Raw genomic sequence first — 26,336 nt, forward strand, 5'->3', positions numbered from 1 at the left:
TCAGAGCGTAACTATCACCTTTCCCAACTGCTCGTTCGATTCCAGATAGCGGTGCGCCTCGACGATCTGCTCGAAGGGGAACGTCCTCGCTATGACGGGCCGTAGTACCTCCGCTTCCAGGCCGTCCAGAATGAAGGCTTTGGAGCGCATCGTTTTTGCACCCGCCTGCTTCGTGTTTGCTCGCGCAAGCAGCTTGAGCGCATACTCGCCCCATACCGGCTACCATGGTATTCCGCCTGCAGTCTCGCGCTGATTCGCAACGACCTGCGCGGCGAACTAACCGGAATACAGGAGCGAAAGAAAATGCTTTTCCGCAAGACGATGTTGGCCGTAGCCGCATTCAGCGCCGTGCTGGCCAGTGCCGGCGCGAATGCCCAGATCGCGGGCGCGCAGCCCTTGAGCGTTTCGGTAGAGCAGTCGCAGGCGCTGCTCGAAGGCTGGAGCGTGAAGAAGAGCGTACTCGGCAAGTCCGTTTATAACGACGACAACGTGAAGATCGGCACCGTGCGCGACCTGATCGTAGCGCCGGACGGCTCGGTTTCCGCAGCCATCGTTTCGGCGGGCGGTTTCCTTGGCGTCGGCTCGCACGACGTGGCCGTGCCCATCGCTTCGCTCGACGTGCGCCAGGGCAATCTCTATCTGCCCGGCGCAACCAAGGAAGCGCTGAAGGCCACGCCCGCGTTCCAGTACGCGAAGGTCGAATCGCCGCCGAAGCCGAAGAAGGTCGAGAAGCAGCAGTAAGCTAGAGCCGTCGCGTTTCAGCAGCCGCACTTCCAGTCCGGCTGCTGCAACGCCATGCCGTGCAGGCCGCGATATTCGGCGACAGGCGGCGAAGACCAGCCTTCCAGCAGCGCCGGCGCCAGCCGGTAGATCTCGATGCCGAGCGGCCGGCAGACTTCCAGCGGGTCGCGTGCATCGGGTCCCCACATCGGCAATGACAGGTCGCCGCCGGGGCAGGTCGAAAGCGCGCACAACAGGTCGATCTCGGCGAAAAACTCGAGGTAGTCGCCCTTCTTCGCCGGGCAGGCCTTCATGAAGTACTTGTCCTCCAGATTCAGGCCGGTGCACTGGAACACGTTGAGCACGTCGTGCACGTCGTATTCGGTGAGCCCATACGGCGCGATGGCGCGCGTGAGATTCGAGTGGCAGTGGAAATGAAAGTCCTCGCCGGTCAGCATGCGGTTCACGTAGGGGTCGCACCGCGTGCCGAGCAGGTCGTGTACGCGTCCGCCATGTTCGTCCACGCCGTAGTCGGCGAGGCTGTCGTCGGTGATGGTGACGAGCGGGCGCAGGAAGGGCAGCGTCGACCATAGGCGGTCGAAAGTGCTCACGTGCGCCTGCTGGAGCTGGCGCGTGCGCGAAGCCCACATGCGTTCGCGCGGATCGTGCCGGTTCCACAGATTGAGGTCGGCCACCTGCGGCCCTTCGATCGTCACGATGCGGAACACGTGTCCGGCGGGCACGCTCCAGGCTTGCCCCGAGCGTATCGGCACGACGATCGATTCGATTAGCTCGCGCTGATCCTTCTCTTCGGCGATGCGGCGGTAAAAGGGCTTGTTCACGTCGAGCGCGGAGCCCTTGGTCGACTGGTAGGCGGCGGGATAATTCAGCATTGCCTCGTACTCCTGTATGAACGACCTGCGTGAACGACCTGTGCCCGCATTCGCGAATCCGATGGGGCACGGCGCAGCCTTCGCGGGATCTCTGCTGGGGAGTATAGGAATCGCGCAACGGTAAGCCAAAGATTGTTCAACGATGCAATGTTGGGGATTCGCGGACTTTTTGGCGTGATCGGGCCTGCCCGCGCTCGAGGTGGCATCGTGTACAGTTCGCTTACTCCATGACCGCGGCGCCTGCTTCCGAGGCGAGCGCAGCCCAACGACGCGACGGTACATGATCAGACTGGAAGACCTCGTTATCTTTATCAGTGCAGCGGACAACGGGAGCCTCTCGGCCGCCGCGCGCCAACTCGATCTCACGCCCGCGGTGGCGAGCGCAGGCCTCAAGCGCCTCGAAACCGAACTCGGCACGCGCCTGCTCGCACGCTCCACGCGCAGCCTGCGCCTCACGCCGGACGGCGAACGCTACCTCGAATACGCGCGCGGCGTCATGGAGCAGGTGGAGGCCGGCCAGAACGCCGTGGCGCATGGGCGCAAGATGATCGGCGGCACGGTGTCGCTGTCGATTCCCTCCGATCTCGGGCGCAACGTGCTCGTCCCCTGGCTCGACGACTTTCAGGTGCAGCATCCGGCGGTGTCGTTCCAGGTGCACATTGGCGACCACGTGACAGACATGTTCCGGTCGCCGGTTGCCGTGGCGGTTCGCTATGGCGTGCCCGAAGATTCCTCCCTCGTCGCGCTGCCCCTCGCGCCCGACAACCGGCGCGTGCTGTGCGCCGCGCCCGGCTATTTCGCGCGTCACGGCAAACCCGCGACGCCTGCCGATCTCTCGCGCCACAACTGTCTGCGCTTCGCGTTGAGCGACACGCTGCACGACCGCTGGACCTTCTACCGCGGCGACGTAGCGAGCGTCGTGAACGTGCAGGGCAACCGCAGCAGCGACGACGGCGAACTCGTGCGCCGCTGGGCAGTGGCGGGGCATGGCCTGGCGTACAAGTCGCGTCTGGACGTGCTCGCCGATATCCAGGCGGGGCGCCTCGAAACCGCGCTCGACGCGTTTCGGGGCGAAGGCGCGCCGCTGCATCTCGTCTGCGCGCACCGCACGATGCTCTCGCCGACCGTCAACGCACTGCGCGATTGGCTGCGCGATCGCATTGCCGCGTATCTCGCCTGATATTTGAATCCGCGGTCAGTCCGCTCGCTGTTCGGTACCGGGCCCGATCGCCCACTCGATCTTCAAAGCGGCGTTGAAGCTGAATTCGCCGTTTGCCCCTATGCGCGCCGGGCGCGCTGGCCGATTATTCGTACGAAGACGAACGGCACGGAGGCTCGGATGATCGTCGCGATAGGCCGCTTTTACCTGCGAGCCGACAAGATTTCGCGTTTCGAGGCGGCCTGGCTGCACGTATGCCCGCTGCTCACGAACAAGCCGGGTTATCGCGGGCACCGCCTCGGTCCGCAGTGCGAAGACGAAGGCTGCTACGTGCTGGAAGTGGAGTGGGACTCCCTCGACGCGCAGAGCGCGTTCATGATGCACGGCGATTTCCAGACCTTCCTGCACACGCTGTGGCCGTACTTCTCGGCGGACCCCGACCTCTATCACTTCGAGCCGCTCGTTCAACAAAGCCGGTTTCCCGCAATTTGACTGTCTGGAGGTATTCACGATGAAAGCGATTGGTTACTACCGAAATCTCCCCATCAGCGACGCCGATTCGCTGATCGATCTCGATCTCCCCGAGCCGCAGCCGGGTCCGCACGATCTGCTCGTCGAAGTGCACGCGGTGTCGGTGAACCCGGTCGACGTGAAGGTGCGCGCGAACAAGGCGCCCGAAAACGGCGAGCCGAAAGTGATCGGCTGGGACGCGAGCGGCATCGTGCGCGCCGTGGGCCGTGACGTGACGCTCTTCAAGCCGGGCGACCGGGTGTGGTATGCGGGCTCGCTGCTGCGCCCCGGTACCAACAGCGAATTGCACGTGGTGGACGAGCGCATCGTGGGCCGCATGCCGCAGAGCCTCAACTTCGCCGAGGCGGCCGCGTTGCCGCTCACCTCCATCACAGCGTGGGAGTTGCTGTTCGACCGCCTCAAGGTGCCCGAAGGCACGGCGCCGTCCGGCGACTCGCTGCTCGTGATCGGCGCGGCGGGCGGCGTCGGTTCGATTCTCGTGCAGTTGGCGCGCAAGCTCACGGGCCTCACGGTGATCGGCACGGCGTCGCGGCCCGAAACGTCGAAGTGGGTGAGCGAACTGGGCGCGCATCACGTCATCGATCATACGAAGCCGCTTTCGCAGGAACTCAAGCGTATTGGTATAGAAGGCGTGGACTATATCGCGAGCCTGAATCAGACCGACCATCACTTCGACGAGATCGTCGCCTCGATCAACCCGCAGGGGCATCTCGCGCTGATTGACGATCCGGAGCTGTTCGACTTCCGCAAGCTCAAGATGAAGAGCGTGGCCCTGCATTGGGAGTTCATGTTTACGCGCTCGATGTTCGGGACGAAAGACCAGATTCGCCAGCATGATCTGCTCGAGCGCATGGCTTCGCTCATCGACGAGGGCGTGTTGCGCACGACCCTCAACGAGAGCTTCGGGACCATCAATGCGGCAAACCTGCGCCGGGCGCACGAACTCGTGGAAACCAACCGCTCGCGCGGCAAGCTCGTGCTCGAAGGGTTTTAAATCGCGCTGTCCGTCACTCGACCCCGCGGTCGAACGTACAATCGGCCGTGCTCACGAGCCTGACGAAAGGGCCACTCAGGGTGCGGTTATGGTGACACGGCTCGACGGCAATCCACGCCGTCGAGCTCGAGCGCGTCAGCGCGCAGTTTCGGGGCGCTTCCAGTGCGCGTTGGCGTGCTTGTCCGTAATGCGAACCTTCGCCAGCAGCGGCCTATAGCCTCTCAGGACGATTTCGCTGATCGCGAGAAGCTCGGAGCGAAAGATGTTCTCGGCGAACTTGCTGCCGTCCGCGAACTCCAGGGCATAGCCATCGATTGGCCCCCATTGGCCTCTCGGTAACGGTTCGATATAGACGTCCATCATGTTCTCCATTGATCAACAAGCGAATAAGAAGCGTCGTTGGATTCAGTCTATCGCAGTGAAAGACGACTTCCCTGCAGCATCGGGGAACCGCAATTTCCTTGTTGTTCAATGGTTTACGTGATGTCTTTCACGATAAGAGAAGGTGTCCTTCCATGTGCAATTGCAGGCCCGCAGCCGCAAATGCGGAATTTGCACACACCGGGCGCGCATTGCACGATATGAAAGCGCGAGCGTACATTCACTCCTTGTCGCGCTGCGCCGGTTCGCCGAGATCGATCTCGTCCATGCCCTTGTTCAACTGATTCAGGAAGTGCACGAGCGAAACCTTGTCGTCGAAGCGAAAGCTCGCGAGCGCCTGGCGATAGAACTCGTAGATCTTCGGCTGCAGGCTCTCCCAGAACACCTTGCCCTGCTCTGTGAGCACGACCTTTTTCGCACGCCGGTCCACGGTGTCGGCCACGCGCAGCACGTGATCGTCGCGCTCCAGGCGCTTGAGCACGCCGTCGAGACTCTGGCGGCTCACCACGAGATAATCGGCCAGTTCGGAAAACGACATGCCCTCTGCAACCTGCGGGCGCGACAGCGCGCCGAGCACCGACCACTGCACGGTCGTGATGCCGAGCGCCTTGGTCGTCTGCCGGTCGAGCGTGTTACCCGCCTGGAAAAGCCGGAAGAACAAGCGGTTGTGAATCGACGAGACGGATTGATCGTACGAAGGGTCGTTCTGGGTCATGGGCGCCTTTCGGTCGCCGCGCGAGTGCGGCGGCAATGAGACAAATACCTGATACGAAAATAGTGAAGGGAAGTGGGCGCGCCGTCCATCTGGGCAATACCCCTCCTCGTGCCCACAATATATATCATGATGTTGACGTAATTAAGGGACTCGCCTAGAGTGTGGAAACGACGCACGAGAATATCAAGAGACATCCCCATGGCGACCTACGATCGGCTTTTGACCCCGCTTCGCGTTGGCGCGACGCTGCTGCCCAACCGCATGGTGATGGGCGCGATGCACACGCGGCTCGAAACGCTCGACCGTCCGCAAGAGCGCCTCGCCGCGTTCTATGCGGCGCGCGCGGCCGGCGAGATCGGCCTGATTCTGAGCGGCGGGTTCTCGCCGAATGCCGAAGGCGTGATGGAGGCGGGCGGCCCGCTTTTCAATCGCGCGGAGCAGGTCGACGAGCATCGCGCGGTGACGCACGCGGTTCACGAAGCGGGCGGCAAGATCGTGCTGCAGATCCTGCACGCGGGCCGCTATGCGAAAGTGCCGGAGTGCGTGGGGCCATCGGCCGCCAAGGCGCGAATCAACGCGTACGCGCCGCGCGCGCTCAGCACTCAGGAAGTGCGCGCCACCATCGATGATTTCGCCCGCACGGCGGCGCTGGCGGTTCAAGCCGGCTACGACGGCGTGGAGATCATGGGCTCGGAAGGCTATCTCATCAACGAGTTCACGGCCGCCGTCACCAACGCGCGCGCCGACGAATTCGGCGGCGACTTCGCAGGCCGCATCCGCTTCGCGCTCGACATCGTGCGCGCCGTGCGCGCAGAAATGGGCCGCGAGCCCATGCTGATCTACCGTATCTCTTCAATCGATCTCGTGGAAGGCGGCATGAGCGGCGCCGAGATCGCGGCGTTCGCGAAGGAGATCGAAGCGGCCGGCGCGGATCTCATCAACACGGGTGTGGGCTGGCACGAATCGGCGGTGCCGACCATCGCGGCGTGCGTGCCGCGCGCGGCCTGGCGCGACGCGATTCGCAACGTCAAAGAGGCGGTGTCGATTCCGGTGATGGCGTCGAACCGCATCAACATGCCCGAGGTCGCGGAGGAACTGATCGCCTCCGGTGTGGCCGATCTCGTTTCGATGGCGCGCCCGCTACTGGCCGATCCGGACTTCGCGAAGAAGACGCGGCTTGGCGTGGCCGACGAAATCAACACCTGCATCGGCTGCAATCAGGCCTGCCTCGACCGCATCTTCACGGAACGCACGGCCACTTGCCTCGTCAATCCGCGCGCCGGGCGCGAGATCGAATTCGCGGCGGGCAAGGCTTTGCAGCCCAAACGCATCGCGGTCGTGGGCGGCGGACCGGCCGGCATGGCGTTCGCGATCAACGCCGCCGAACGTGGCCATACGCTCACGCTGTTCGAAGCGCATGCGCGGCTGGGTGGGCAGCTGAATCTGGCGAAGGTCGTCCCCGGCAAAGCCGAGTTTCACGAGATGCTGCGCTATTTCGAGGTGCGGCTAAAACGGCTTGGCGTGACGTTGCGGCTTGGGGAAGCCGCTACGGCTGATGAACTCGCCAGCGAGGCGTTCGACGAGATCGTCATCGCCACCGGCGTCACGCCGCGCGTGCCCGATATTGCAGGTGTCGATCATCCGAAGGCGGTGTCGTACATCGATGTGCTCGCGGGCAAGGTCGAAGTGGGCGCGCGCGCGGCGATCATCGGCGCGGGCGGTATCGGTTTTGACGTGGCCGAGTATCTGCTGGGCGATGAGCAGGAATCGCTGGACCGCGGTGCGTTTTTCCGCGCGTGGGGCGTCGATCCTGAGAATGCGGATGCGGGCGGCTTGACGCGTAGCGACGCTCATGGCGCGCCGCGCCGTAGCGTGCACATGTTTCAGCGCAAGGAGGAACCACTCGGCAGGAGCCTCGGCAAATCGACGGGATGGATCCTGAAGGCCCGGCTGCGCAAGGCGCACGTGATGATGACGTCGGGCGTGACCTATGACGCGATCGACGACGAAGGCCTGCATTATCGCGTCGACGGCAAGCCGCATGTGCTCGCCGTCGATCATGTCGTGCTGTGCGCGGGCCAGAATTCGAATCGGACGCTCTATGACGAACTCGTCGCGCGCGCAGCGAAACCGAAGGTGATAGGCGGCGCCGATGTCGCCGCCGAACTCGATGCGTTGCGCGCTATCGATCAGGCCACGCGGCTCGCGCTAACGATATGACGTCGCTGCTGGCGCATGCGCTGGTTACGCGCTGGTCACGAATATGCTTCGTCCGTGAGCGGCGCACTCTTGCGCGCGTCGCGAATGAAAATTGCCGAGAGCGCCGCGCCAGTGAGTGCAACCGCACCGGCCAGCACGAACGCCGTGGCGAACGAGCCGCTGCGCTCCACCAGCAAGCCCGTCACTGCCGGCCCGATCACGCCCGAAAGGCTGCCCACGCAGTGCATGCAGCCGCTCACGCTGCCCACCCTCGCGGAATGCACGACGTCCTGCACGATCGCCCAGTAGAGCGCACCCGTCGCATAGAGCAGGAAGAGCGCGATGGACATCAGCGCGATGGCCGCGACAGCCGTATGGACGAGGCCGGCAACGCCCACGCACACGCCCGTCGCCGCGAGGCACGTCGACAGGACAAGCTTGCGTGAGAGCATGAGCTTGCCGGTCCAGCGGAAAATCGCATCGGAGATCGCGCCGCCCGCCGCGAGGCCAACGGTGCCCACGAGCCACGGCACGACGGTGGCGAGACTCATCTCGCGAATGTTGAGGTGATGCGCCTGCACGAGGTAGCTGGGAAACCAGCTCAGAAAGAAGAACAGCACGTAGTTGTAGGCGAAGAACGCCACGGCCGTTGCGATCACGAGCGGCTGGCGCAGCCATGCCGAAAGCGGCAAAGAAGCGGCGCTGTCGGGCACCGCGCGGCTCGTGTGCGCGACGCCCTGTCCCCGCCGCGCGGGCTCGGCTTCGTCGAGCGTGCTGACAAAGCGGCTTTCCGAGGGACGGTTGGCGGTGAGCAGCATCCACGCGACGCACCATACGAGGCCAATCGCGCAGATGATCAAGAACGCGGGGCGCCAGCCGAAGCTGATCGCGAGCAGCCCGATGACCGGGCCGGCAATTGCGCCGCCGAGCGGCGAGCCGGCGCTCAGGAGTCCCATGGAAGTCGCGGCGATGTCGCGCGGCATCCAGTTGTTGACCATCTTGTTCGCGCCTGCGCAGAGCGGCCCTTCGGCCATGCCGAAAAGCACGCGCAGCACGAGCAGGCTCGCGAAGCCCACGGCCACGGCCGTGAGCCCGCAGAAGATCGACCACAGCCCGACCGCGAGGACATACACGATCTTCGGCCCGAGCTTGTCGCTCGCGAGGCCGCCCACGAAGTTGAACAGCGCATAGCCTACGAAGAAGCTGCTGAACACGATGCCCATCTGCGCCGCATCGATGCCGAGGTCCTTTTGAACGAGCGGTGCGGTGATCGAAAGCGCCACCCGGTCGAGATAGTTGATGCCGTAGACGAGGAATAACAGGAATACGGTTATCCATCCCATCGTGCGTTGCTTCATGTTCAGTCTCCAGTCTTTATAGATATGGGCGCGCGTGCGGCATCAGGCAGGGGCGGGGCAAGCCAGCAGCGCGTTCGTGCCGTGCAGGCGCAGCGATTGCAGATGTCCGGCGAGCCGATCGGCGAACGCCTGCGGCCAGGGCGTTGCGCCAAACACGCTCGTGTGCGAGAGGGCGGCTTGCACGGTATCGAGCGCCGTGCTCGCGCCGCGCAGCTTCGCGGCAAGTGCGGGGGCGCCAGGATCACTCACCGCGAGCGACGCGCCCATGTCGCTGCGTTCGGTCGCGAGGTAGTGCAGCCAGGCGGCGAGCGCGCGTTCGAGATGGGGGCGCTCGATACCGCGCGCGAGGCTCTCGCGCAGCGCGGGTAGCCAGCGCACCGGCACTTTCTGGGTGCCGTCTGTCGCGATCTGACCGGTACGGTGCGCAAGCGTCGGGTTGGCAAAGCGCGCCAGCAGATCCTGGCAGTACGAATGAACGTCGAAGCCGGGTGGGACCGTCACGGTGGCGAGCAGGTCCTCGGTCATCAGCGCGCGCACGAAGGCGGCCATGGCAGGATCGCCCATCGCATCGGAAACGGTTTCGCGCCCGCGCAACTGGCCGACATACGCAATCGCCGAATGCGAGCCGTTCAGGAGGCGCAGTTTCATGGCCTCGTACGGGTGCACATTGCGTGTGAGCAGCGCGCCCGCGTCTTCCCACGCGGGGCGCGGGCCGCTGAAGCGGTCTTCGATGACCCACTGGGTGAACGGCTCGCATACGATCGCGGCTTCGTCGTGCAGGCCGAGTTGCGTGGCAGCCGCGTCGAGCGACGCGGGCGTGGCGGCCGGCACGATGCGATCGACCATCGTGTTGGGAAACGCGATCGTCTCGCCGATGCGGCGCGCGAGCGCCGGGTCGAACTGCTCCGCATACTGGATCAGGAGCTTGCGCAGCGTGTCGCCGTTGGCCTGCATGTTGTCGCAGCAGACCACAGTAAGCGGCGCGCTGGCCAGGCGGCTGCGGATGCCCGCGGCGAGCACGCCAAGCGTGGTGCGGGGCGCATCGGGTGTCATGAGGTCGTGGCGGATGCCGGGGTCGCCGGCGTCCAGCTCGGCGCCGGCGGGCGCGATGCTGTAGCCCTTCTCGGTCACGGTCAGGCTCACGATGGCCACGCCGGGGTCCGCAATTGCGCCGAGCACCCGGTCCATCGCCTCGGGCGCGTAAAGCGCGCCGCGCAGCGCGCCGACCACGCGGCACGCCGCCGTCTCACCGCTGCGCTCGGTCACCGAATAGAGGTAGTCCTGGGCAGCCAGCGCCTGCGGCACGCGCCGCTCGCGCAGGCTCACGCCGACGATGCCCCAGCGCGTGTCGCCGCGCTCGAGCAGCGCTTCCGTATAGAGCGCCTGGTGCGCGCGATGAAACGCACCGAGCCCGAGATGGACGATGCCGGGGCGCACGCGCTGGCGGTCGTATCCCGGCTGGCGCACGGTCGACGCGGCTTTAGTTAGTGAGCGCTCGCATAGAAGAGGTGCCGTCATTGCTTTGTACCATGGTACGAATACGAATGACTGAAGCTTAGTCCGATGCTTTATCTCGTTTTATCGGGGTTAACGCTATGCGGTGACCGTACAGCGCATTTGCTACCATGGTACAAACCGTTTCCCGTTACCGACATGAGCCAGACCGTCATCGAACCGCAAGAGGACACCGTCCTCGCCGCACTGAGCGGATTCGTCGCCAATCCCGACGCGTCTTATCGCCCGCAGGTGCACGCCTTCCTGCGCGACGCCATCGTGCGCGGCTCGCTGCCGCCGCGCGCAAGCCTTTCCGAAGCCGCGATTGCCGAAGCGCTGCAGGTCAGCCGCACGCCGGTGCGCGAAGCGCTTGCGCAGCTCGCCGACGAACATCTCGTGAACATCTACCGCAAGGTCGGCACGATCGTCGCGCCGATCTCCGTGTCGCAGCTCGAAGAGGGACGTTTCGCGCGCAGCACGCTCGAATGCGCGAACCACGTGCAGCTGGCCCAGACCATCACGCCCGAGCAGCTCTCGGAGTTCGGCCGGATCGTCGATGACCAGCGTGACGCCGTCGCGCGCGGCGACGTCGATCGCTTTTTCGATCTCGACGAGCTGATGCACCGGCGCCTGTTCGAATTCGCGGGCCGCTCGCATGTGTGGGAAATGCTGCAGCCAATGAAACGCCAGTTCGATCGCGTGCGCTGGTTGCTGCTCGACCGCGTGGCGGACCATGCGCAGCGCGCGCTGCGCGAACACGAGTTGATCCTCGCGCATATTGCCTCGCGCAACTTCGCGCAACTGGGCGCGACGGTGGCGAGCCATATCGACCGCGTGGGCTCGCATCTGCCGGAAGTGCGGGCGCGCGTGCCCGACTATTTCGTCGAATGAAACAGAGTGGAGACAGCAATTGAAGATTGAACGGTTGCAGACGATCGTCACCTGCCCCGGCCGCAATTTCGTGACCGTGAAGATCGTGACCGACGAAGGCGTGTACGGTCTCGGCGACGCGACGCTCAACGGCCGCGAACTGGCCGTGCGCTCGTACCTCGAAGATCACGTGTTTCCGTGCCTCGTGGGCCGCGACCCCCGCAATATCGAGGACATCTGGCAATACCTCTATCGCGGCGCGTACTGGCGGCGCGGCCCGGTCACGATGACCGCGATCGCCGCGATCGACATGGCGCTCTGGGATATCAAGGGGAAGCTCGCGAACATGCCCGTGTATCAGTTGCTGGGCGGCAAGAGCCGCGAAGGGCTGATGGTCTACGGCCACGCAAACGGGCGCGACCACGAAGAAGCCATCGACGCCGTGCGCCAGCATGTGGAGGAGGGCTACCAAGCGATTCGCGTGCAGTCGGGCGTGCCCGGTCTCGACAAGGTGTATGGCGTGGGCAAGGTCAAGGGCGAATACGAGCCCGCCCAAAAGGGGCTGCCGCCCGAGGAACCGTGGGACACGGCGCTCTATCTGCGCCATACGCCCGAACTCTTTCGCAAGGTGCGCGAGGCCGTGGGCTTCGGCCCGCATCTGCTGCACGACGCGCACCACCGCCTCACGCCGATCGAGGCCGCGCGCCTGGGCCGCGACCTGGAGCCGTATCGCCTCTTCTGGCTGGAGGACGCGACACCGGCCGAGAACCAGGAGAGCTTCCGCCTGATCCGCAGCCACACGAGCACGCCGCTTGCGGTGGGCGAGGTGTTCAACTCGATCTGGGACTGCAAGGACCTGATACGCGAGCAGCTCATCGACTATATCCGCGCGACCATCGTGCACGCGGGCGGCATTACGCATATGCGCCGCATTGCCGATTACGCGGCCATGTACCAGGTGCGCACGGGCTTCCATGGCGCCACCGATCTTTCGCCGGTCTGCATGGCCGCCGCCGTGAACTTCGGCCTGTGGGCGCCGAACTTCGGCATTCAGGAACTGATGCCGCACAACGCGCTCACGAATGCCGTGTTCCCGCATCAGTACCGCTTCGAGAACGGTTTCCTCGTGATGGACGAAGCGCCGGGGCTCGGCGTGGACATCGACGAGACGCTGGCCGCGAAGTATCCCTATGAACGCGCCTATCTGCCGGTCGCCCGTCTGCGCGACGGGTCGATGTGGAACTGGTAGGCAGACCTGATCAAATATTCATGGAAGCGTCCACTATGTTGAGCGTCGTAGTCGATCAACCGAACAGCCTCGCCGTGCGCGAGATGCCCACGCCCACGCCCGCAGCGGGAGAAGTGCGCGTGCGGGTGCGTTATGCGGGCATCTGCGGCTCGGACCTGCACATCTATCGCGGGCACAATCCGTTCGTGTCGTATCCGCGAATCATCGGCCATGAGTTCGTGGGCCGCATCGAGTCCGTGGGCGACGGTGTCGATGCCGCGCGCGTGGGCGAACTCGTGGCCGTCGATCCCGTCATCAGCTGCGGGCGTTGCCACGCATGCCAGATCGGGCGGCAGAACGTGTGCCGCAATCTCGTCGTGCTGGGCGTGCATCGCGACGGCGGTTTCAGCCAGTATGTGTGTGCGCCCGCGCGCAACGCGTACCGCATTCCCGAGCGCATTGCGCAATCGTGCGCGGCGATTGTCGAGCCGTTCGCCGTGGCGGCGAACGTTACAGCGCGCACCGGTGTGCTGGCCAGCGACGTTGCGTTGATCTACGGCGCGGGCACCGTCGGCCTGACGATCCTCCAGGTGCTCAAGCGCGTGTACGGCGTGCGTGCCTTCATTACGGATCAGCTCGACGAGCGGCTCGAACTCGCACGCAATTGCGGGGCGCAGGCCGACGAAACGATCAACACGCGCAACGAGCCGCTGGCCGACGCGCTGCGCACGCGCGGCGTGGAAGACGGCCCCACGCTGATCTTCGACGCGGTGGGCCATCCGACCATCCTCGAAGAAGCGGTGCGGCTCGCGGCGCCTGCGGGACGTATCGGGTTGCTCGGCTTTTCGTCGACGCCTTCGGCCATCGCGCAGCAGGAGCTGACGAAAAAGGAACTCACGTTGTGCGCCTCGCGCCTGAACTGCGCGATGTTCCCGACCGTGATCGACTGGCTCGAGCGCGGGCTCGTCACACCGGAATCGATCATCACGCACAAGGTGGATTTTCGCGAGGTGAGCAGCGCGTTCGAACTGGCAGAGCACAATCCGCGCGAAACTTGCAAGGTGTTGCTCGACTTCGGCGCGTAAAATGCGGGACCTTCGTGCAACAGAATCTCTTCGCGCATGCTCACCCGAATACTCGTTAGCGCTTGCCTGCTTGGCAATCCGGTTCGATACGACGGCTCGGCGAAAACCGTTGCGCATGCATTGATGGAGCAGTGGCAGCGCGAGGGGCGGCTCGTGCCCGTATGCCCGGAAGTTTCAGGCGGGTTCGGCGTGCCGAGGCCGCCTGCGGAGATCGCAAACGCCGCTTCGGGCGCCGCGGTGCTGGCGGGGATCGCACACGTGATCGACGTGCGCGGTGAGGACGTCTCCGCGTATTTCGTCGAAGGCGCCCGCGTCGCGCTCGAACTGGCGTTAGCCCACGACTGCCGCTACGCGTTGCTGACCGATGGCAGCCCTTCGTGCGGCAGCCGTGCCATTTACGACGGCAGCTTTGCGGGCCGCAAGCATGCGGGCGCAGGGGTGACGACTGCGTTGCTGCGCGAGCACGGCATCGAGGTCTTTGCCGAAACGGAAATCGAAGCGCTTCACGCGCGGCTCACGCAGGCGAGCGCGTAGCACCGTAACTACGGCGATTACCGCGCAATCACGCTTCCTCGCCGCTGCCGGCTTCCCTCACGATCCATTGCTTGAACGCGCGCATGGCGGGCGTCGCCGTTTTCCCCTTTTGCGACGTGAGCCAGTAGCTGCCGGCCTGCACCTCGATATCGAAGGGCCGCACGAGCCTGCCCGCCGCGAGATCGCGCTCGAACATCGAAACCGGGGCGAGCGCGATGCCCGCGCCCTGCATTGCTGCTTCCACCATGAGCCGCGACGAATCGAATACGGGCCCGCGCACCGGACGCGGGGCGAGCCCGGCGGCTTCGAACCAGAGCGTCCAGTCGTCGGCGCGATACGAGCGCAGCAGTTTTTCGTTGGCGAGATCGGCAGGGCTTTGCAGACGCTGCGCGATATCGGGCGTGCAGAGCGCGGCGAGCGGCGCGTCGAACAGCTTCGCGGCGCGCGAACCGGGCCAGGTGCCGTCGCCGAACCGGATGGCGAAGTCGAGACCTTCTCCCGCGAGATCGACGAGATTGTTGTTCGTCATGATGCGCAGCTCGACGAACGGATGCGCGTCGTGAAACGACTTCAGGCGCGGCATCAACCAGCCCACCGCGAAGGTGCCCACGGCCCCCACGGTCAGCACCTCGTGAAAGTGGCCGCCCTCGAATTGCCGCAATACGGCTTCGATCCGGTCGAACGCATCGGTGAGCACGGGGCGCAGCGCGAGACCTTCGTCGGTGATCGCAAGGCCGCGCGGCAGGCGCTTGAAGAGGGTCGCACCAAGCCGCTCCTCGAGCGTGCGGACTTGCTGGCTCACGGCCGCCTGAGTGACGTTCAGCTCGCTCGCCGCGCGTGTGAAGCTCAGGTGCCGCGCCGACGTTTCGAAGGCACGCAGGGCATTGAGGGGCAGATACGTTCGCATGATCGAGTCATAAGTTTTTCTGGGGCAACGCGCAATTTATCATCGTTTGTCACCCTGGCGAGAACGCGCGATAGTGGCGGCACTTCAGGGAGAGGCCATGATCACGCGACGTCGATTCACGATGACAGTGTTGGGCAGTGCGATAGCTGGCGTTGCATCTCACGCGTTCGGCGCCACGGCGGGACAAGCGCCGGAAGCGGGCGCGGCGCCCGCTGGCGCAGTGGAAAAGCAGCTCGCCGCCATCGAGGCGCAGGCAGGCGGGCGGCTCGGCGTGGCGATGCTCGATACGGCAAACGGGCACGTGCGCGGATGGCGCATGCACGAGCGCTTTCCGATGTGCAGCACGTTCAAGGTGTTGCTCGCATCGGCCGTGCTCACGCGCAAGGATCACGGCAAGGAAGACCTCGCGCGCAAAATCGTGTATTCGCCTGCGCAAGTCGTGTCGTATTCGCCGGTGAGCGGACCGCGCGCGGGTAGTGAGGGCATGACGGTCGCCGAACTGTGCGAAGCCGCGCTCACGCGCAGCGACAACACGGCGGCTAACCTGTTGCTGGAAAGCATTGGCGGACCGCCCGCGATCACCGCCTTCGCACGCAGCATTGGCGACCCGGTCACGCGCCTCGATCGCAACGAGACCACGCTCAACGAAGCGATCCCCGGCGACCCGCGCGATACGACCATGCCTGCCGCCATGGTCGCGAACCTGCGCGAATTGCTGCTGGGCGAGCGTCTGTCTGCGGCATCGCGCGAGCAGCTCATTGCATGGCTCGTCGCCAACAAGACCGGCGACGCGCGTTTGCGCGCAGGCTTGCCGAAAGACTGGCGCGTGGGCGACAAGACCGGCACCGGCGACCGTGGCACGGCAAACGATGTGGCAATTGTCTGGCCCACGGAACGCGCCCCTATTCTCGTCACGACCTATCTCACCGGCGCCACGCATGCGAGTTCGGCTCAGCGCGATGCGGCGATCGCGCAGGTCGGAGTATGGGCGGCGAATCTCTGATGCAATTGATACGGCATCCTGATCGTATGAAAAGAGACCGATCGTTCGCTCAACGTTCGCTTCCTTACGCGTTGTTATATTTGCAACATTGACTTAATTTTTTGACGTCGATGTCGTCAATAGGGATGACCTCTCACTACGGCGTCCCCATGTCATTCCTTACCAGAATCAAGATCGGTCCGCGTCTCGGCGCGGGCTTTGCCATTGTGTTGCTCCTGCTCGGCGCGGTGGGCGGCATCGGGCTCCTTCAGGCCTCGCGCATATTCGACGGCACGGAAGAAATCGGCACGAATTGGCTGCCTAGCGTCGAGACGCTCGGGAACATGCGCAATCAGGCGCAGGACGTGCGCCGCACGTCGCTGCGCATGCTGATCACCAACGACGCCAGCGAGAAGGCCGCACTGGACGACCAGCACGCCCAGATGATCAGCCAATTCGGCACGATGTTCGACAGCTATTCCAAGCTGGTCTCTTCGGCTGAAGAGCGCCGCGTGGCCGATTCGATCGGCACCGCATGGTCGCAATATCTGGACGACGACAAGAAGATCGAGGCCTTGATCATGTCCGCCGACGGCGGAGCGCCGGATGCCCGCGCTGCGGTCGCGTCCGCATCGGCGAAGTCGTTCACGGGCGTGATGGATCTCATCAACCAGGACGTGACCCTCAATCACAATGGCTCGACCGCCGAAGTCGCCGCGGCGAAGGCGGCGTACCGAAGCGCGGTCGCGTGGACGATCGCGCTGATCCTGATCGCCATCGGCTTTGGGGCCACGATTGCGCTCTTCATCACGCGTTCGATCACGGGCCCGATCGCTCGCGCCGTGGACGTGGCCGAAACGGTGGCGCGCGGCGATCTGACCGCACGCATCGAAGTGGTGGGCACCGACGAGGCGGCCCAGTTGCTCGGCGCGCTGCGTCACATGAACGAGCGGCTCGTCGACCTGGTGGGCCGCGTGCGCACGGGCAGCGAAGGCATTGCGACGGCTTCCGCGCAGATCGCGGCCGGCAACACCGACCTGAGCCAGCGCACCGAAGAGCAGGCCGCTTCGCTCGAAGAAACGGCGGCGAGCATGGAAGAGCTCACGGCGACCGTGAAGCAGAACGCCGATAACGCGACCCAGGGCAACACGCTGGCGGGCCAGGCTTCGCAGACGGCCACGCGCGGCGGCGAAGTGGTGGGGCGCGTGGTCGATACGATGCGCGATATCGCCAACAGCTCCGAGCAGGTCGCGCAGATCATCTCGGTGATCGAGGGTATCGCATTCCAGACCAACATCCTGGCGCTCAACGCGGCCGTGGAAGCGGCGCGTGCCGGCGAACAGGGCCGCGGGTTCGCGGTGGTGGCCGGCGAAGTGCGCACACTGGCGCAGCGCAGCGCGACGGCAGCGCGCGAAATCAAGGAACTCATCAGCGTATCGGTCGAGCGCGTGAACAACGGCACGGCGCTCGTGGACGATGCGGGCCGCACGATGGGCGAGATCGTGCAATCGGTCAAGCGCGTTGCCGACCTGATGAACGAGATTTCGGCGGCTTCGGGCGAGCAGCGCACCGGCATCGAGCAGGTCAACCAGGCCGTCACGCAGATGGACGAGGTCACGCAGCAGAACGCGGCGCTCGTCGAGGAAGCGTCGGCGGCCGCGCAGTCGATGTCCTCGCAGGCAGCGGCGTTGCGCGAACTGGTGTCCGTGTTCAACATCGGCTCGGCGGGCCGTGCGGCCACGACGAGCATCGCGCCGGCGGCGAAGGCCGTTGCGAGCGCAACGGTCAGGCGTCCCGCAGCTTCCAGGCCTGCACCCGTGCGTGCCCCCGCTGCGTCCGCTCCGAAGGCCGACCGCCGCGAACCGGCAACGGCCACGTCCGATGACGACTGGCAGACCTTCTGATGTAGCGCGCTAAAAGCGCAGTTCAAACGCCCCGGTTAGCAGCACAACCGGGGCGTTTGCATTTTTGATGCGGCTAGCAGCGCATCAAAGCACGCCGAGCGTGGACTTCGGTTCCAGAAACGCTTCGATCCCGAAGGCGCCGTACTCGCGCCCCATCCCCGATTGCTTGAAGCCGCCGAACGGCGCAGCCGGCTCGTGGGCGAGCGTATTGACGAGCACGCGGCCCGCTTCGATCTGCGCGGCCACGCGGCGCGCACGCGCGACATCGGTCGAGAGCACGTAGGCTTGCAGGCCGTAGGGCGTGTCGTTGGCGATCTCGATGGCGTGCTCCATGTCGCGATACGCGATGATCGAAAGCACCGGCCCGAAAATCTCCTCGCGCGCGATGGTCATGTCGTTCGTCACGCCGCTGAACACAGTGGGACGCACGAACCAGCCCGACTCGATACCCTCGGGCCGCCCCGCGCCGCCCGCAATCAGGCGTGCGCCTTCGTCGATGCCGATGCCGATATAGCGCTGCACGCGTTCCCATTGCTTCTGGCTCACCATCGGGCCGACGCTCGTGCGCGTGTCGCACGGATCGCCCGCTTGAATCTGCGCGACGGCTTCCACGACACGCGCTTCGAATTCGACGAGCCGCGACTGCGGCACGAGAATGCGCGTGCCCGCAATGCATGCTTGCCCGCTGTTCATGAAGCCAGCCTGCAGCGCGAGCGGCACGGCTACGTCGAAATTCGCGTCGTCGAGCACGACGACCGGCGACTTGCCGCCCAGTTCGAGCGTCACGCGCTTGAGCGTTTCCGCAGCCGTGCGCAGGATCGACTTGCCCACTGCGGTCGAACCCGTGAATGAAATCTTGGCGACGTCGGGATGCGCGGCGATGCGCGCGCCCACGGTGTCGCCGCGGCCCGTGACGATGTTGAAGAGGCCCGCAGGCAAGCCTGCCGAATGCAGCGCCTCGGTCACGATGCGCGTCTGGATCGCGCTCATCTCGCTCGGCTTGATGACGGCCGTACAGCCCGCCGCGAGCGCGGCTGCCAGCTTGCCGCAGATGAAGCCCGCGTCGCTGTTCCACGGCGTGATCAGCCCCGCTACGCCAAGCGGCTGCATGGTGACCTCAGCCGTGCCTGCGCGCCGCGTGAATGTGTAGCTTTCCAGCGTCTGCGCGGCGTCGCGCAACACGTTGGAGGCGTGCTGCGCCATCCAGCGGCCGCGCGAGACCGGTGCGCCGTACTCCTGCACGATCGCTTCGAAGAGCGCGTCCTCGCTCGCGACGACGGCCTCGTGCAGCGCCATCAGCATCTCGATGCGCTGCGCCTTCGGGGTGCACGAAAACGCCGGGAACGCGCGCTTGGCGGCGGCGATCGCCGCGTCAGCGTCCGCCGCATCGGCGAGGCGCACGCGGCCGATCACCGTCTCGGTCGCGGGGTTGAAGAGGTCGAAGTGTTCCTCGCCGTGCGGCGTGACGAACGCGCCGTCGATATAGATTTTGTCGATGATCTGCATGGCTGTTCCAGAAAACGTGAGTCGATGAACGCAAGATAGACGCCTTGCATTGCGTTGACTAGCCGTACAATGATGCATGACATGTTGAGCGATTTGGGACAATGAAAACATCGGGGCTGGTGGAACTCGAAGCCGTGCTGGCCGTGGCGCGCCATCGCAGCTTCCGCGCGGCGGCAGACGAACTGAGCGTGTCGACTTCGGCGCTCAGCCACGCGGTGGCGGCGCTCGAAGCACGCATCGGCGTGCGGCTCTTCAACCGCACGACGCGCAGCGTGGCGTTGACGGAAGCAGGCGCGCAGTTCGTGGGCAGCGTCGCGCCCGCGTTGTCCACGATCCGCGAGGCGCTCGACCAGGCCGGGAGCTTTCGCGATACGCCCTCCGGCACATTGCGCATCAACGCTTCGGTTGGCGCGGCGAAGCAGGTTATGCCCGTTTTCATCGCTTATTTGCAGCGCTATCCCGAGATGAAGCTCGATCTCGTTACGGAAGGGCGGCTCATCGACATCGTGGTCGAAGGCTACGACGCCGGCATTCGTCTCGCCGAAACGGTGCCGCAGGACATGATCGCCGTGCCATTCGGCGACCGTCAGCGTTTCGCAGTGGTTGGCAGTCCGGAGTACTTTGCGAAACACAAGCCGCCGCGTACGCCAGCCGATCTGAAGGCGCATCGCTGCATACGCAGTCGCATGCCGAGCGGGCAAATCTACCAGTGGGAGTTCGAGCGGCGCGGGCAAGCCGTGCGCGTGGACGTGGAGGGCACGTTGACGCTCGACGAGCCCGGTCTCATGCTCGCGGCCGCGCGCGATGGACTCGGCCTTGCATATTTGACCGAATGGAACGTGAATGCGGACCTGGCGGCGGGCACGCTGGTGCGCGTGCTGGAGGACTGGACGCCGCCGCTCGACGGGCTCTGCCTCTATTACACCGGGCGGCGGCACGCGCCGGCGGGGTTGCGCGCGCTGATCGAGACGATTCGCGAACACGCCGACGCCGTGCGTAAGCGTGCTGCCGCGCCCGCGAAAAAGAGCCGGCGCGGGGCTGCCACCAAGGGTTGATTGTGGCGCACGCGATCATCGCTGGTTCCGATCGCGACTATCGTGGATTCCCGTTTCCGTTGCGTACGATCCGAACGCAATACCGACCTCTCCACGATGGAGAGACGCATGGAAACGGACATCACGAATCGAACCGCGCGCACGAAGACCGCGAACGTCATCATTCAAGGTTTCTCAATGCCGACACGGAAAAGGGACACCGCGGTGGCCTCGCTTGCGGTGGCTGACGCAAGAGTAGCGTTCAGGCGAGCGATGCGAACCGCCCGGCTGCGCCGCCCCGGCGATACAGCACGAGAGTCGCGACGAGTCCGCACGCGGCGGCGAAACTGAGCCAGTATCCCGGCGCGGCCTTGTCGCCGGTAATCTCGATGAGATACGTCGATACGGCGGGCGTGAAACCTCCAAAAACCGCGGTGGCGAGACTGAACGCGAGCGAGAAACCGGCCACGCGGACCTCGGCGGGCATGACTTCAGTGAGTGCTGCAACCATCGCGCCGTTGTACATGCCGAAGAAGAACGAGAGCCACAGCAGCACGACGAGCATGCGAGCAAAGCTCGGCGCCGATGACAGCCAGGAGAGCGCCGGATACGACGTGCAGATAGCGAGCGCGGTGATGGCGATAAGAATCGGCCTGCGGCCGATGCGATCCGAGAGCGCTCCACCAACGGGCAGCCAGAAGAAGTTCGAGAGGCCCACGCAAAGCGTGACGATCAGGCTGTCTGCGGTAGTGAGCTTCAGAACGGCTTTGCCGAAGGTCGGCGTGTAGACCGTGATGAGGTAGAACGTGGTAGTCGTCATGGCGACCAGCATCATGCCCGCGAGCACCGTCCGCCAGTTTTGCAGCATCGTGGCGAACACTTCGCGTGCGCGCGGATGGTGCGTGCGCGCTTTGAACTCGTCGGTTTCCTGCAGCGTGCGTCGCAACAGAAAGATAACCGGCACGATAGCGCAACCGACGAAGAAGGGAACGCGCCATCCCCATGCGCCGATTTCACTGGCCGTCATCAGATGGTTGAGCAGATAGCCGAGAGCGGCTGCGACCACGATTGCAACCTGCTGGCTCGCGGACTGCCAACTTGTATAGAAGCCCTTGTGCCCCGGCGTCGCCATTTCCGCCAGATAGACAGAGACGCCGCCCAGCTCGGCGCCAGCGGAAAAGCCTTGCAGCAGGCGCCCGAGCAGCACGAGAGCGGGTGCCAGAAATCCGATCGTCGCATATCCGGGGACGCACGCGATCAGGATCGTTCCGCTCGCCATGATCGACAGTGTGACGATCAACCCTTTGCGGCGCCCCACTTCATCGATGTATGCGCCCAATATGATCGCGCCGAGCGGGCGCATCAGGAAGCCCGCGCCGAACACGGCGAAGGTGAGCATCAGCGAGGCGAACTCGCTCGTGGACGGAAAGAAGATGCGCGAGATGTAAGTCGCATAGAAGCCGAAAAGAAAGAAGTCGAACTGCTCCAGAAAGTTGCCGCTGGTCACGCGCAGCACTGCGCCAAACTTCGACGTTCGGCCATGCGCGCTATCCCCGGCGTTGAGCGATGAGGGATGCATGAGTTGTCTCCATGGATGTGTTATGTAAGTGCGGCCGCCCGTCGAAGGTATTGCCTCGAGGACCGCCGTTAGTCCGAGCCGGGTTGCAGGCGGCTGGCCTGTCGTTTTTCGATCGATGACTTGAGAAGCGCCGCACAGCGATAGATTCCGTGGGCGAATTTGCCGTAAGGCAGCGTGGCGAAGAGTGCCATCACGACGCCGAGGTGGAGGGCCAGGAGCCACGCCATCGCGGCGGTGTCGCGCCACGCGAGGAGCGCGAGACCCGAAACGCTGGTCAAGAGCAGCAGCGCGATGAATCCACGGTCCATCGGGCGCTGCTTCGGATCGCCCCGGCTCGGGTCGCGGCGCAGATTGAGCCAGAGCAGGCCCGCCGGCCCGACGAGCAAACCGGCACCACCCGCTGTGCCGAGCATCACGGGCAGACTCAGGACCGGGTAAGGCGCGTGCAGATTGAGCGCATAGTGATAGAAGGTGGCCACCGCCGTAGCCGCGAAGCACAGCATGAATCCATAGAAGGTCAAATGATGGAAACGCCGGCGTGCGAGCGTAAAGGCGTCATTCGACTCGTTGCAGCCGTCGCCATGGCCTCCGTCGAGATACGTCAGGGTAAGCGTGTGCTTCGCGGCCTCGGCGATGGCCGGCGCGCTGGCCGGTCCCGCAGACACGTCACGCCAGAATCTCGACACGCCGACGCCGAGCGCGAGGATCGCGAAGCCGAAGACCGAACCGAACATCGCCGCGAGCAGGTTATGCGGGAAAATCGCATAGAAATTGCCGCCCAGATTGCCTGCGAACAGCGAACCCCTGAACCCGATGCCAAGCATCAGAAAGAGGGCGAGTCCGATCGCGAGCGCAAGCGCGACGGTCAATCCGTTGCGCTTGTAGAGTGCGCCCATCGGTGCGGGCCACGCATACTCCGCATAGGTTTCGACGCGGACTTCGGCCATCGCCTTCGGCACGTTCACGGCGAACTCATGTGGCGGCGCATACTGGCATGCGTGATAGCACGCGCCGCAGTTGTGGCACAGGTTGGCGAGATAATTGACGTCCGCCTTGGCGAATTCGAGGCGCCGTGTCATCGCGGGGAAGACCGCGCAGAATCCTTCGCAGTAACGGCACGCATTGCAGATCTGCATCTGCCGTGCGACTTCCGCTTCATTTTGCGTGAGCGGGAGCACGCGGATGATCGGCGCCGCGGGCTCGCTCGTGGCCGTGTAGCCGGTGATGACGGAAGGCGAGGCGAGTTCCCGCGCCTCGCGGGCAAGCGCTTCAAGCTTTTGCACGTTGAACTCCAGTGTAATGAGCAGCAGCCATCGCAGCCTGTGTGCCGGCAATGCGTCCGAACGCGGTGCCGATCGACATGCCGACGCCCGCGGTATAACCCTTGCCGAGCACGTTGCCGGCCATCATTTCTCCTGCAACGAAAAGGTTGTCGCTGGGGCGTCCGCCGAAATGCACCTGCGCGTGGTCATTCACCTTGAGTCCCAGGTACGTGAACGTGATGCCCGGCCGCAATGCATAGCCGAAGAAGGGAGGGGTATCAATGGGCCGCGCCCAGTGGGTTTTCGCTGGCGTGAGGCCTTCGGTGCGGCAGTCATCGAGTGCCGTGTGATCGAAGGTACCGTCGCGGCACGCGGCGTTGTAGGCGCGAATCGTCTCGACGAAGGCCGCTTCGGGCAAATGCAGTTGACGCGCCAGTTCGCTCAGCGAAGCGGCTTTCGCGCCCGGGAACACCGGAGGCATGAACCGCCCGACGGCCTTCGCGTCGATGATCGAATAGCCGATCTGGCCCGGCTGCTGCGCGACGAGCCGTCCCCAGATCGCATAGCGCTTCGGCCAGAAGTCTTCGCCCTCGTCGTAAAAACGCTGCGCGTCGCGATTGACGACTACGCCGAGCGACACGCAGTCGATACGCGTGCAGATGCCGCCATCATAGAGCGGCGCGCGGGCGTCGATGGCGACGCAGTGCGACTGCGACGGATCGCCAATCGCATCCGCCCCTGCTTCGATCATGTGCTTGAGCAGCAGGCCCTGATTGAAGCGCGTGCCGCGAATGAGAAAGTTGTCGGCGGGCCATTCGCCGCGCTCGTTTTGTCCCCACGCTTCTCGCAGCCACTCGCGATTCGATTCGAATCCGCCGGCCGCGAGCACGCAGGCGCGCGCCTCGAAACGTTGCACGCCGCTGCGCGCCGCGACGAAGCGGCCTGCGTCGAGTTCGATTGCGTCGACAGGCGTGTCGTAGCGGATCTGGACCCCGATCGCTTCGGCGCTGCGGTAGTAGGCGTTCACGAGCGCTTTGCCGCCGCCCATGAAGAACGCATTGGTCCGCGCGACGTGCAGGGCACCGGAAAGCGGCGGCTGAAAGCGCACGCCGTGCTTGCGCATCCACGGACGGCATGTCGACGATGCCCGGATCACGAGCCGCGCGAGCGCCTCATTCGTGATGCCGCCGGTCACCTTGAGCAAGTCTTGCCAATATTCCTCTTCCGGATAAGCATCGACCAGCACGTCTTGCGGCGCATCGTGCATGCAGCGCAGATTGCGAGTGTGCTGGGAATTTCCGCCGCGCCATTCGCGCGGCGCCGATTCGAGAAGCAGGACGGAGGCGCCGGCTTCTCGCGCCATCAAAGCGGCACACAGCGCGGCATTGCCTCCGCCGATTACAAGAACGTCCACCATCTGGGTTGTCTCCTTTGAGACAACTATAAGAAGCTCCGTCCGGCGCGGCCATCAGGGAGACGGCAAGGGGTCTTCAGGATTCGTGAAGGGCGGGTTGGCGCAGCGTTGCGCCGGGCCAGCGGCCTGCCAGGACGGTATCGCGCGCGACATCGGCGAGTACGACGCGCGCGGCAAGCCCCGCGGGAGAAAGTTCGTCGTCCGAGACGCTCGCAATCAGGTTCGGTCTTGTCGCGTATGCCTCGACGAGCGGCACGCTCGCCAGTGAAGCGTTTTCTGCGCGTGCGAGCGCCGCTCCGGGCTGAATCGTCGCGCCGAGCCCACCGCGCACGGCGTCCATGAGCATGGCGAGGCCGTCGACTTCGGCGGCGATGCGCGGGGTGTAGCCAGCGCGCTTGAATGCGGCGTCGAGCAGTGCGCGAAGGCCGTGTGTGCCGCTCGGCAGGATCAGCGGCAGGGGGCCCAGTTTCGCGATCGACGTGCGCGATCTTGCGGGCATGCCTTGCAGCGTCGACGCGCCTATTACGAACAGCCGTTCATCGAGCAAGGGCATGACGCTCCAGCGCTGCGCGGGCTCTTCACGAAACAGAATCGCGAGATCGATTTGCCGGGCGCCGAGCATCGCGCCGAGATAACCGGAGAGGCTTTCGACCATGCGCAGCCGCACGTCGGGATACCGCTCGCGCATTGCCTGCATGAATGCGAGACCGAGCACGCCTGTCGTGCTCGGCGCGAGGCCCACGCTGACATGACCCGAGAGGCGAGCCTGGCGCGCGGCCAGAGCGGCATCGTCGACGTGGCGCAGCGCGAGTTGCGCCTGGCGCCAGAAGGCGAGTCCCGCGTCGGTGGGAACGACGCCGCTCGAAGTTCGCTGTAGCAGGCGCGTCGAGAGTTCGCCTTCCAGCCTGCTGATCTGCTGGCTGAGCGCCGAGGTGACGATGCCTAGCTCGAGCGCGGCCTTGCCCATGCTGCCGTGTTCGACGACGCTGACAAAATATCGCAACTGCCGAAGTTCCATCGAAAGTCTCAGAGTATGCGGTCCCGGAGAACCGGTTCGCGCGCATCCAGTTAGTTTCCGCTGCTCGATGCCCATAAGCGCGGCTAACGTAACAGGTTCGCCACTTGCCATTTCATCATGAATCGGGCCCGGCGTCGCGATCGAGTGGGGTTGCCGGCTGATCGAGGCAGAGATCGGGCACGCCGGGAGGAAGCCTCGTTGATGATCAGACGCGCGCTCGCTTATCGTCGGATTTCATGCAGGAATGCGAATAGAGTCGCGTGCGGAAAGCGTATTATTTCGGCTGTCTGCTCACGGTGAATCGTCTGCCATCAGATGGCGGATTACGAGCGCCGGGTCAGCAATTTCCAGAATCAGCCGGCGAAGGATGCGCCTGCGCATATGCTCTTCGTCCAGGATCCAGGGTTTCCCCTTCTCGCTCAGATAGCGCGCGAGGGCGTCGCGATGGTCCTCGCCGTCAGGCAGATTGAGCCGCACGGCGAGTAGCCCCGCCACGACATCATCGATCTCGACGTCGAGCGGTCTTGAGTCAATATGAAGTTCGAGTTTCATGGCGGTTATGGTGCAAA

Annotated in this window: 24 protein-coding genes and 1 pseudogene; 12 read left to right on the top strand and 13 right to left on the bottom strand. The window is 64.7% G+C overall.

Features of this window, described 5'->3' with window-relative positions; translation table 11 throughout:
- Positions 1–147 (bottom strand): annotated as a pseudogene (locus AB3X98_RS03280) (zinc-binding dehydrogenase); the annotation flags it as partial.
- A 156-nt stretch (positions 148–303) separates the two neighbouring features.
- Here AB3X98_RS03280 and AB3X98_RS03285 point away from each other — a divergent pair.
- On the top strand, positions 304–741 hold the full coding sequence (locus AB3X98_RS03285) for a PRC-barrel domain-containing protein (RefSeq protein ID WP_069263018.1): 438 nt from the start codon (positions 304–306) through the stop codon (positions 739–741).
- Positions 742–758: 17 nt separating this feature from the next.
- Here AB3X98_RS03285 and AB3X98_RS03290 read toward each other — a convergent pair whose 3' ends face one another.
- On the bottom strand, positions 759–1,613 hold the full coding sequence (locus AB3X98_RS03290; protein WP_133180720.1) for a DUF1989 domain-containing protein: 855 nt from the start codon (positions 1,611–1,613) through the stop codon (positions 759–761).
- A gap of 280 nt (positions 1,614–1,893) precedes the next feature.
- Here AB3X98_RS03290 and AB3X98_RS03295 point away from each other — a divergent pair, with 280 nt between their 5' ends.
- The 3 genes from AB3X98_RS03295 to AB3X98_RS03305 all read left to right on the top strand — a co-directional run bounded on the left by AB3X98_RS03295 (position 1,894) and on the right by AB3X98_RS03305 (position 4,297).
- The gene (locus tag AB3X98_RS03295) at positions 1,894–2,793 is read left to right on the top strand and encodes a LysR family transcriptional regulator (RefSeq protein WP_069263020.1); all 900 of its coding nucleotides are present in this window, start codon (positions 1,894–1,896) and stop codon (positions 2,791–2,793) included.
- Between the two features lie 159 nt (positions 2,794–2,952).
- The gene (locus AB3X98_RS03300) at positions 2,953–3,264 is read left to right on the top strand and encodes an antibiotic biosynthesis monooxygenase (RefSeq protein WP_368602808.1); all 312 of its coding nucleotides are present in this window, start codon (positions 2,953–2,955) and stop codon (positions 3,262–3,264) included.
- 19 nt (positions 3,265–3,283) lie between these two features.
- The gene (locus AB3X98_RS03305) at positions 3,284–4,297 is read left to right on the top strand and encodes a zinc-binding alcohol dehydrogenase family protein (RefSeq protein WP_368602807.1); all 1,014 of its coding nucleotides are present in this window, start codon (positions 3,284–3,286) and stop codon (positions 4,295–4,297) included.
- Positions 4,298–4,432: 135 nt separating this feature from the next.
- Here AB3X98_RS03305 and AB3X98_RS03310 read toward each other — a convergent pair whose 3' ends face one another.
- Both AB3X98_RS03310 and AB3X98_RS03315 read right to left on the bottom strand, forming a co-directional pair.
- Positions 4,433–4,660 carry a hypothetical protein gene (locus AB3X98_RS03310; RefSeq protein WP_069263486.1) on the bottom strand — a complete coding sequence of 76 codons (228 nt, stop codon included), beginning with the start codon at positions 4,658–4,660 and terminating at the stop codon, positions 4,433–4,435.
- A gap of 238 nt (positions 4,661–4,898) precedes the next feature.
- Complete coding sequence (locus tag AB3X98_RS03315) at positions 4,899–5,393, bottom strand: MarR family winged helix-turn-helix transcriptional regulator (protein WP_368602806.1); 495 nt, start codon at positions 5,391–5,393, stop codon at positions 4,899–4,901.
- A 198-nt stretch (positions 5,394–5,591) separates the two neighbouring features.
- Between AB3X98_RS03315 and AB3X98_RS03320 the strand changes: the two genes are divergently transcribed.
- A complete protein-coding gene (locus AB3X98_RS03320) occupies positions 5,592–7,613 on the top strand; it encodes an FAD-dependent oxidoreductase (protein WP_368602805.1) in 2,022 nt (673 codons plus the stop codon).
- A gap of 35 nt (positions 7,614–7,648) precedes the next feature.
- On the opposite strand, the gene AB3X98_RS03325 is transcribed toward AB3X98_RS03320, so the two are convergent.
- Complete coding sequence (locus AB3X98_RS03325; RefSeq protein WP_368602804.1) at positions 7,649–8,950, bottom strand: MFS transporter; 1,302 nt, start codon at positions 8,948–8,950, stop codon at positions 7,649–7,651.
- A gap of 42 nt (positions 8,951–8,992) precedes the next feature.
- Positions 8,993–10,468, bottom strand: coding sequence for a mannitol dehydrogenase family protein (locus AB3X98_RS03330; RefSeq protein WP_368602803.1), 1,476 nt, complete (start codon positions 10,466–10,468; stop codon positions 8,993–8,995).
- Positions 10,469–10,603: 135 nt separating this feature from the next.
- Here AB3X98_RS03330 and AB3X98_RS03335 point away from each other — a divergent pair, with 135 nt between their 5' ends.
- From AB3X98_RS03335 to AB3X98_RS03350, 4 genes are read left to right on the top strand one after another with little or no spacing between them, the layout of a single operon-like run.
- Positions 10,604–11,335 (top strand): GntR family transcriptional regulator, encoded by a 732-nt coding sequence (locus AB3X98_RS03335; protein WP_368602802.1) that lies wholly within the window; start codon positions 10,604–10,606, stop codon positions 11,333–11,335.
- Positions 11,336–11,354: 19 nt separating this feature from the next.
- A complete protein-coding gene (gene manD, locus AB3X98_RS03340; protein WP_069263028.1) occupies positions 11,355–12,563 on the top strand; it encodes a D-mannonate dehydratase ManD in 1,209 nt (402 codons plus the stop codon).
- 35 nt (positions 12,564–12,598) lie between these two features.
- A complete protein-coding gene (locus tag AB3X98_RS03345; protein ID WP_368602801.1) occupies positions 12,599–13,627 on the top strand; it encodes a Zn-dependent oxidoreductase in 1,029 nt (342 codons plus the stop codon).
- A 36-nt stretch (positions 13,628–13,663) separates the two neighbouring features.
- Complete coding sequence (locus AB3X98_RS03350; protein ID WP_368602800.1) at positions 13,664–14,161, top strand: DUF523 domain-containing protein; 498 nt, start codon at positions 13,664–13,666, stop codon at positions 14,159–14,161.
- 28 nt (positions 14,162–14,189) lie between these two features.
- On the opposite strand, the gene AB3X98_RS03355 is transcribed toward AB3X98_RS03350, so the two are convergent.
- Complete coding sequence (locus tag AB3X98_RS03355; RefSeq protein WP_069263031.1) at positions 14,190–15,068, bottom strand: LysR family transcriptional regulator; 879 nt, start codon at positions 15,066–15,068, stop codon at positions 14,190–14,192.
- A 97-nt stretch (positions 15,069–15,165) separates the two neighbouring features.
- On the opposite strand from AB3X98_RS03355, the gene bla reads away from it, so the two are divergent.
- Positions 15,166–16,071, top strand: a complete 906-nt coding sequence (bla, locus tag AB3X98_RS03360) for a class A beta-lactamase (RefSeq protein WP_368602799.1) — start codon at positions 15,166–15,168, stop codon at positions 16,069–16,071.
- Positions 16,072–16,220: 149 nt separating this feature from the next.
- On the top strand, positions 16,221–17,954 hold the full coding sequence (locus tag AB3X98_RS03365) for a methyl-accepting chemotaxis protein (RefSeq protein ID WP_368602798.1): 1,734 nt from the start codon (positions 16,221–16,223) through the stop codon (positions 17,952–17,954).
- An 84-nt stretch (positions 17,955–18,038) separates the two neighbouring features.
- Here AB3X98_RS03365 and AB3X98_RS03370 read toward each other — a convergent pair whose 3' ends face one another.
- Positions 18,039–19,460 carry an aldehyde dehydrogenase family protein gene (locus AB3X98_RS03370; protein WP_368602797.1) on the bottom strand — a complete coding sequence of 474 codons (1,422 nt, stop codon included), beginning with the start codon at positions 19,458–19,460 and terminating at the stop codon, positions 18,039–18,041.
- 101 nt (positions 19,461–19,561) lie between these two features.
- Here AB3X98_RS03370 and AB3X98_RS03375 point away from each other — a divergent pair, with 101 nt between their 5' ends.
- Entirely contained in the window at positions 19,562–20,515 is a 954-nt protein-coding gene (locus AB3X98_RS03375; protein WP_368602796.1) for a LysR family transcriptional regulator, read from the top strand.
- 241 nt (positions 20,516–20,756) lie between these two features.
- On the opposite strand, the gene AB3X98_RS03380 is transcribed toward AB3X98_RS03375, so the two are convergent.
- The 5 genes from AB3X98_RS03380 to AB3X98_RS03400 all read right to left on the bottom strand — a co-directional run bounded on the left by AB3X98_RS03380 (position 20,757) and on the right by AB3X98_RS03400 (position 26,319).
- Entirely contained in the window at positions 20,757–22,073 is a 1,317-nt protein-coding gene (locus AB3X98_RS03380; protein WP_368602795.1) for an MFS transporter, read from the bottom strand.
- 68 nt (positions 22,074–22,141) lie between these two features.
- On the bottom strand, positions 22,142–23,356 hold the full coding sequence (tcuB, locus tag AB3X98_RS03385; protein ID WP_368602794.1) for a tricarballylate utilization 4Fe-4S protein TcuB: 1,215 nt from the start codon (positions 23,354–23,356) through the stop codon (positions 22,142–22,144).
- A complete protein-coding gene (gene tcuA, locus AB3X98_RS03390; RefSeq protein WP_368602793.1) occupies positions 23,343–24,752 on the bottom strand; it encodes an FAD-dependent tricarballylate dehydrogenase TcuA in 1,410 nt (469 codons plus the stop codon). Before tcuA ends, tcuB begins: the two co-directional genes overlap by 14 nt.
- Before the next feature lie 73 nt (positions 24,753–24,825).
- A complete protein-coding gene (locus tag AB3X98_RS03395) occupies positions 24,826–25,767 on the bottom strand; it encodes a LysR family transcriptional regulator (RefSeq protein ID WP_368602792.1) in 942 nt (313 codons plus the stop codon).
- A gap of 291 nt (positions 25,768–26,058) precedes the next feature.
- Entirely contained in the window at positions 26,059–26,319 is a 261-nt protein-coding gene (locus tag AB3X98_RS03400; protein ID WP_069263040.1) for a hypothetical protein, read from the bottom strand.
- Positions 26,320–26,336: the final 17 nt, after the last annotated feature.

The sequence above is a fragment of the Paraburkholderia sp. BR14312 genome (assembly GCF_040948675.1).
Classification (GTDB): domain Bacteria; phylum Pseudomonadota; class Gammaproteobacteria; order Burkholderiales; family Burkholderiaceae; genus Paraburkholderia; species Paraburkholderia nodosa_A.

What these genes read in the sequence shown, in the direction of transcription:
- AB3X98_RS03320 (WP_368602805.1), top strand. Translation starts at nt 5,592, where the DNA reads ATGGCGACCTACGATCGGCTTTTGACCCCGCTTCGCGTTGGCGCGACG.
- AB3X98_RS03395 (WP_368602792.1), bottom strand. Translation starts at nt 25,767, where the DNA reads ATGGAACTTCGGCAGTTGCGATATTTTGTCAGCGTCGTCGAACACGGC.
- AB3X98_RS03310 (WP_069263486.1), bottom strand. Translation starts at nt 4,660, where the DNA reads ATGATGGACGTCTATATCGAACCGTTACCGAGAGGCCAATGGGGGCCA.
- AB3X98_RS03305 (WP_368602807.1), top strand. Translation starts at nt 3,284, where the DNA reads ATGAAAGCGATTGGTTACTACCGAAATCTCCCCATCAGCGACGCCGAT.
- AB3X98_RS03375 (WP_368602796.1), top strand. Translation starts at nt 19,562, where the DNA reads ATGAAAACATCGGGGCTGGTGGAACTCGAAGCCGTGCTGGCCGTGGCG.
- tcuA (WP_368602793.1), bottom strand. Translation starts at nt 24,752, where the DNA reads ATGGTGGACGTTCTTGTAATCGGCGGAGGCAATGCCGCGCTGTGTGCC.
- AB3X98_RS03285 (WP_069263018.1), top strand. Translation starts at nt 304, where the DNA reads ATGCTTTTCCGCAAGACGATGTTGGCCGTAGCCGCATTCAGCGCCGTG.
- AB3X98_RS03355 (WP_069263031.1), bottom strand. Translation starts at nt 15,068, where the DNA reads ATGCGAACGTATCTGCCCCTCAATGCCCTGCGTGCCTTCGAAACGTCG.
- AB3X98_RS03315 (WP_368602806.1), bottom strand. Translation starts at nt 5,393, where the DNA reads ATGACCCAGAACGACCCTTCGTACGATCAATCCGTCTCGTCGATTCAC.
- AB3X98_RS03335 (WP_368602802.1), top strand. Translation starts at nt 10,604, where the DNA reads ATGAGCCAGACCGTCATCGAACCGCAAGAGGACACCGTCCTCGCCGCA.
- AB3X98_RS03380 (WP_368602795.1), bottom strand. Translation starts at nt 22,073, where the DNA reads ATGCATCCCTCATCGCTCAACGCCGGGGATAGCGCGCATGGCCGAACG.
- AB3X98_RS03290 (WP_133180720.1), bottom strand. Translation starts at nt 1,613, where the DNA reads ATGCTGAATTATCCCGCCGCCTACCAGTCGACCAAGGGCTCCGCGCTC.
- AB3X98_RS03345 (WP_368602801.1), top strand. Translation starts at nt 12,599, where the DNA reads ATGTTGAGCGTCGTAGTCGATCAACCGAACAGCCTCGCCGTGCGCGAG.
- AB3X98_RS03370 (WP_368602797.1), bottom strand. Translation starts at nt 19,460, where the DNA reads ATGCAGATCATCGACAAAATCTATATCGACGGCGCGTTCGTCACGCCG.
- AB3X98_RS03295 (WP_069263020.1), top strand. Translation starts at nt 1,894, where the DNA reads ATGATCAGACTGGAAGACCTCGTTATCTTTATCAGTGCAGCGGACAAC.
- AB3X98_RS03350 (WP_368602800.1), top strand. Translation starts at nt 13,664, where the DNA reads ATGCTCACCCGAATACTCGTTAGCGCTTGCCTGCTTGGCAATCCGGTT.
- AB3X98_RS03300 (WP_368602808.1), top strand. Translation starts at nt 2,953, where the DNA reads ATGATCGTCGCGATAGGCCGCTTTTACCTGCGAGCCGACAAGATTTCG.
- AB3X98_RS03400 (WP_069263040.1), bottom strand. Translation starts at nt 26,319, where the DNA reads ATGAAACTCGAACTTCATATTGACTCAAGACCGCTCGACGTCGAGATC.
- AB3X98_RS03325 (WP_368602804.1), bottom strand. Translation starts at nt 8,950, where the DNA reads ATGAAGCAACGCACGATGGGATGGATAACCGTATTCCTGTTATTCCTC.
- AB3X98_RS03330 (WP_368602803.1), bottom strand. Translation starts at nt 10,468, where the DNA reads ATGACGGCACCTCTTCTATGCGAGCGCTCACTAACTAAAGCCGCGTCG.
- bla (WP_368602799.1), top strand. Translation starts at nt 15,166, where the DNA reads ATGATCACGCGACGTCGATTCACGATGACAGTGTTGGGCAGTGCGATA.
- AB3X98_RS03365 (WP_368602798.1), top strand. Translation starts at nt 16,221, where the DNA reads ATGTCATTCCTTACCAGAATCAAGATCGGTCCGCGTCTCGGCGCGGGC.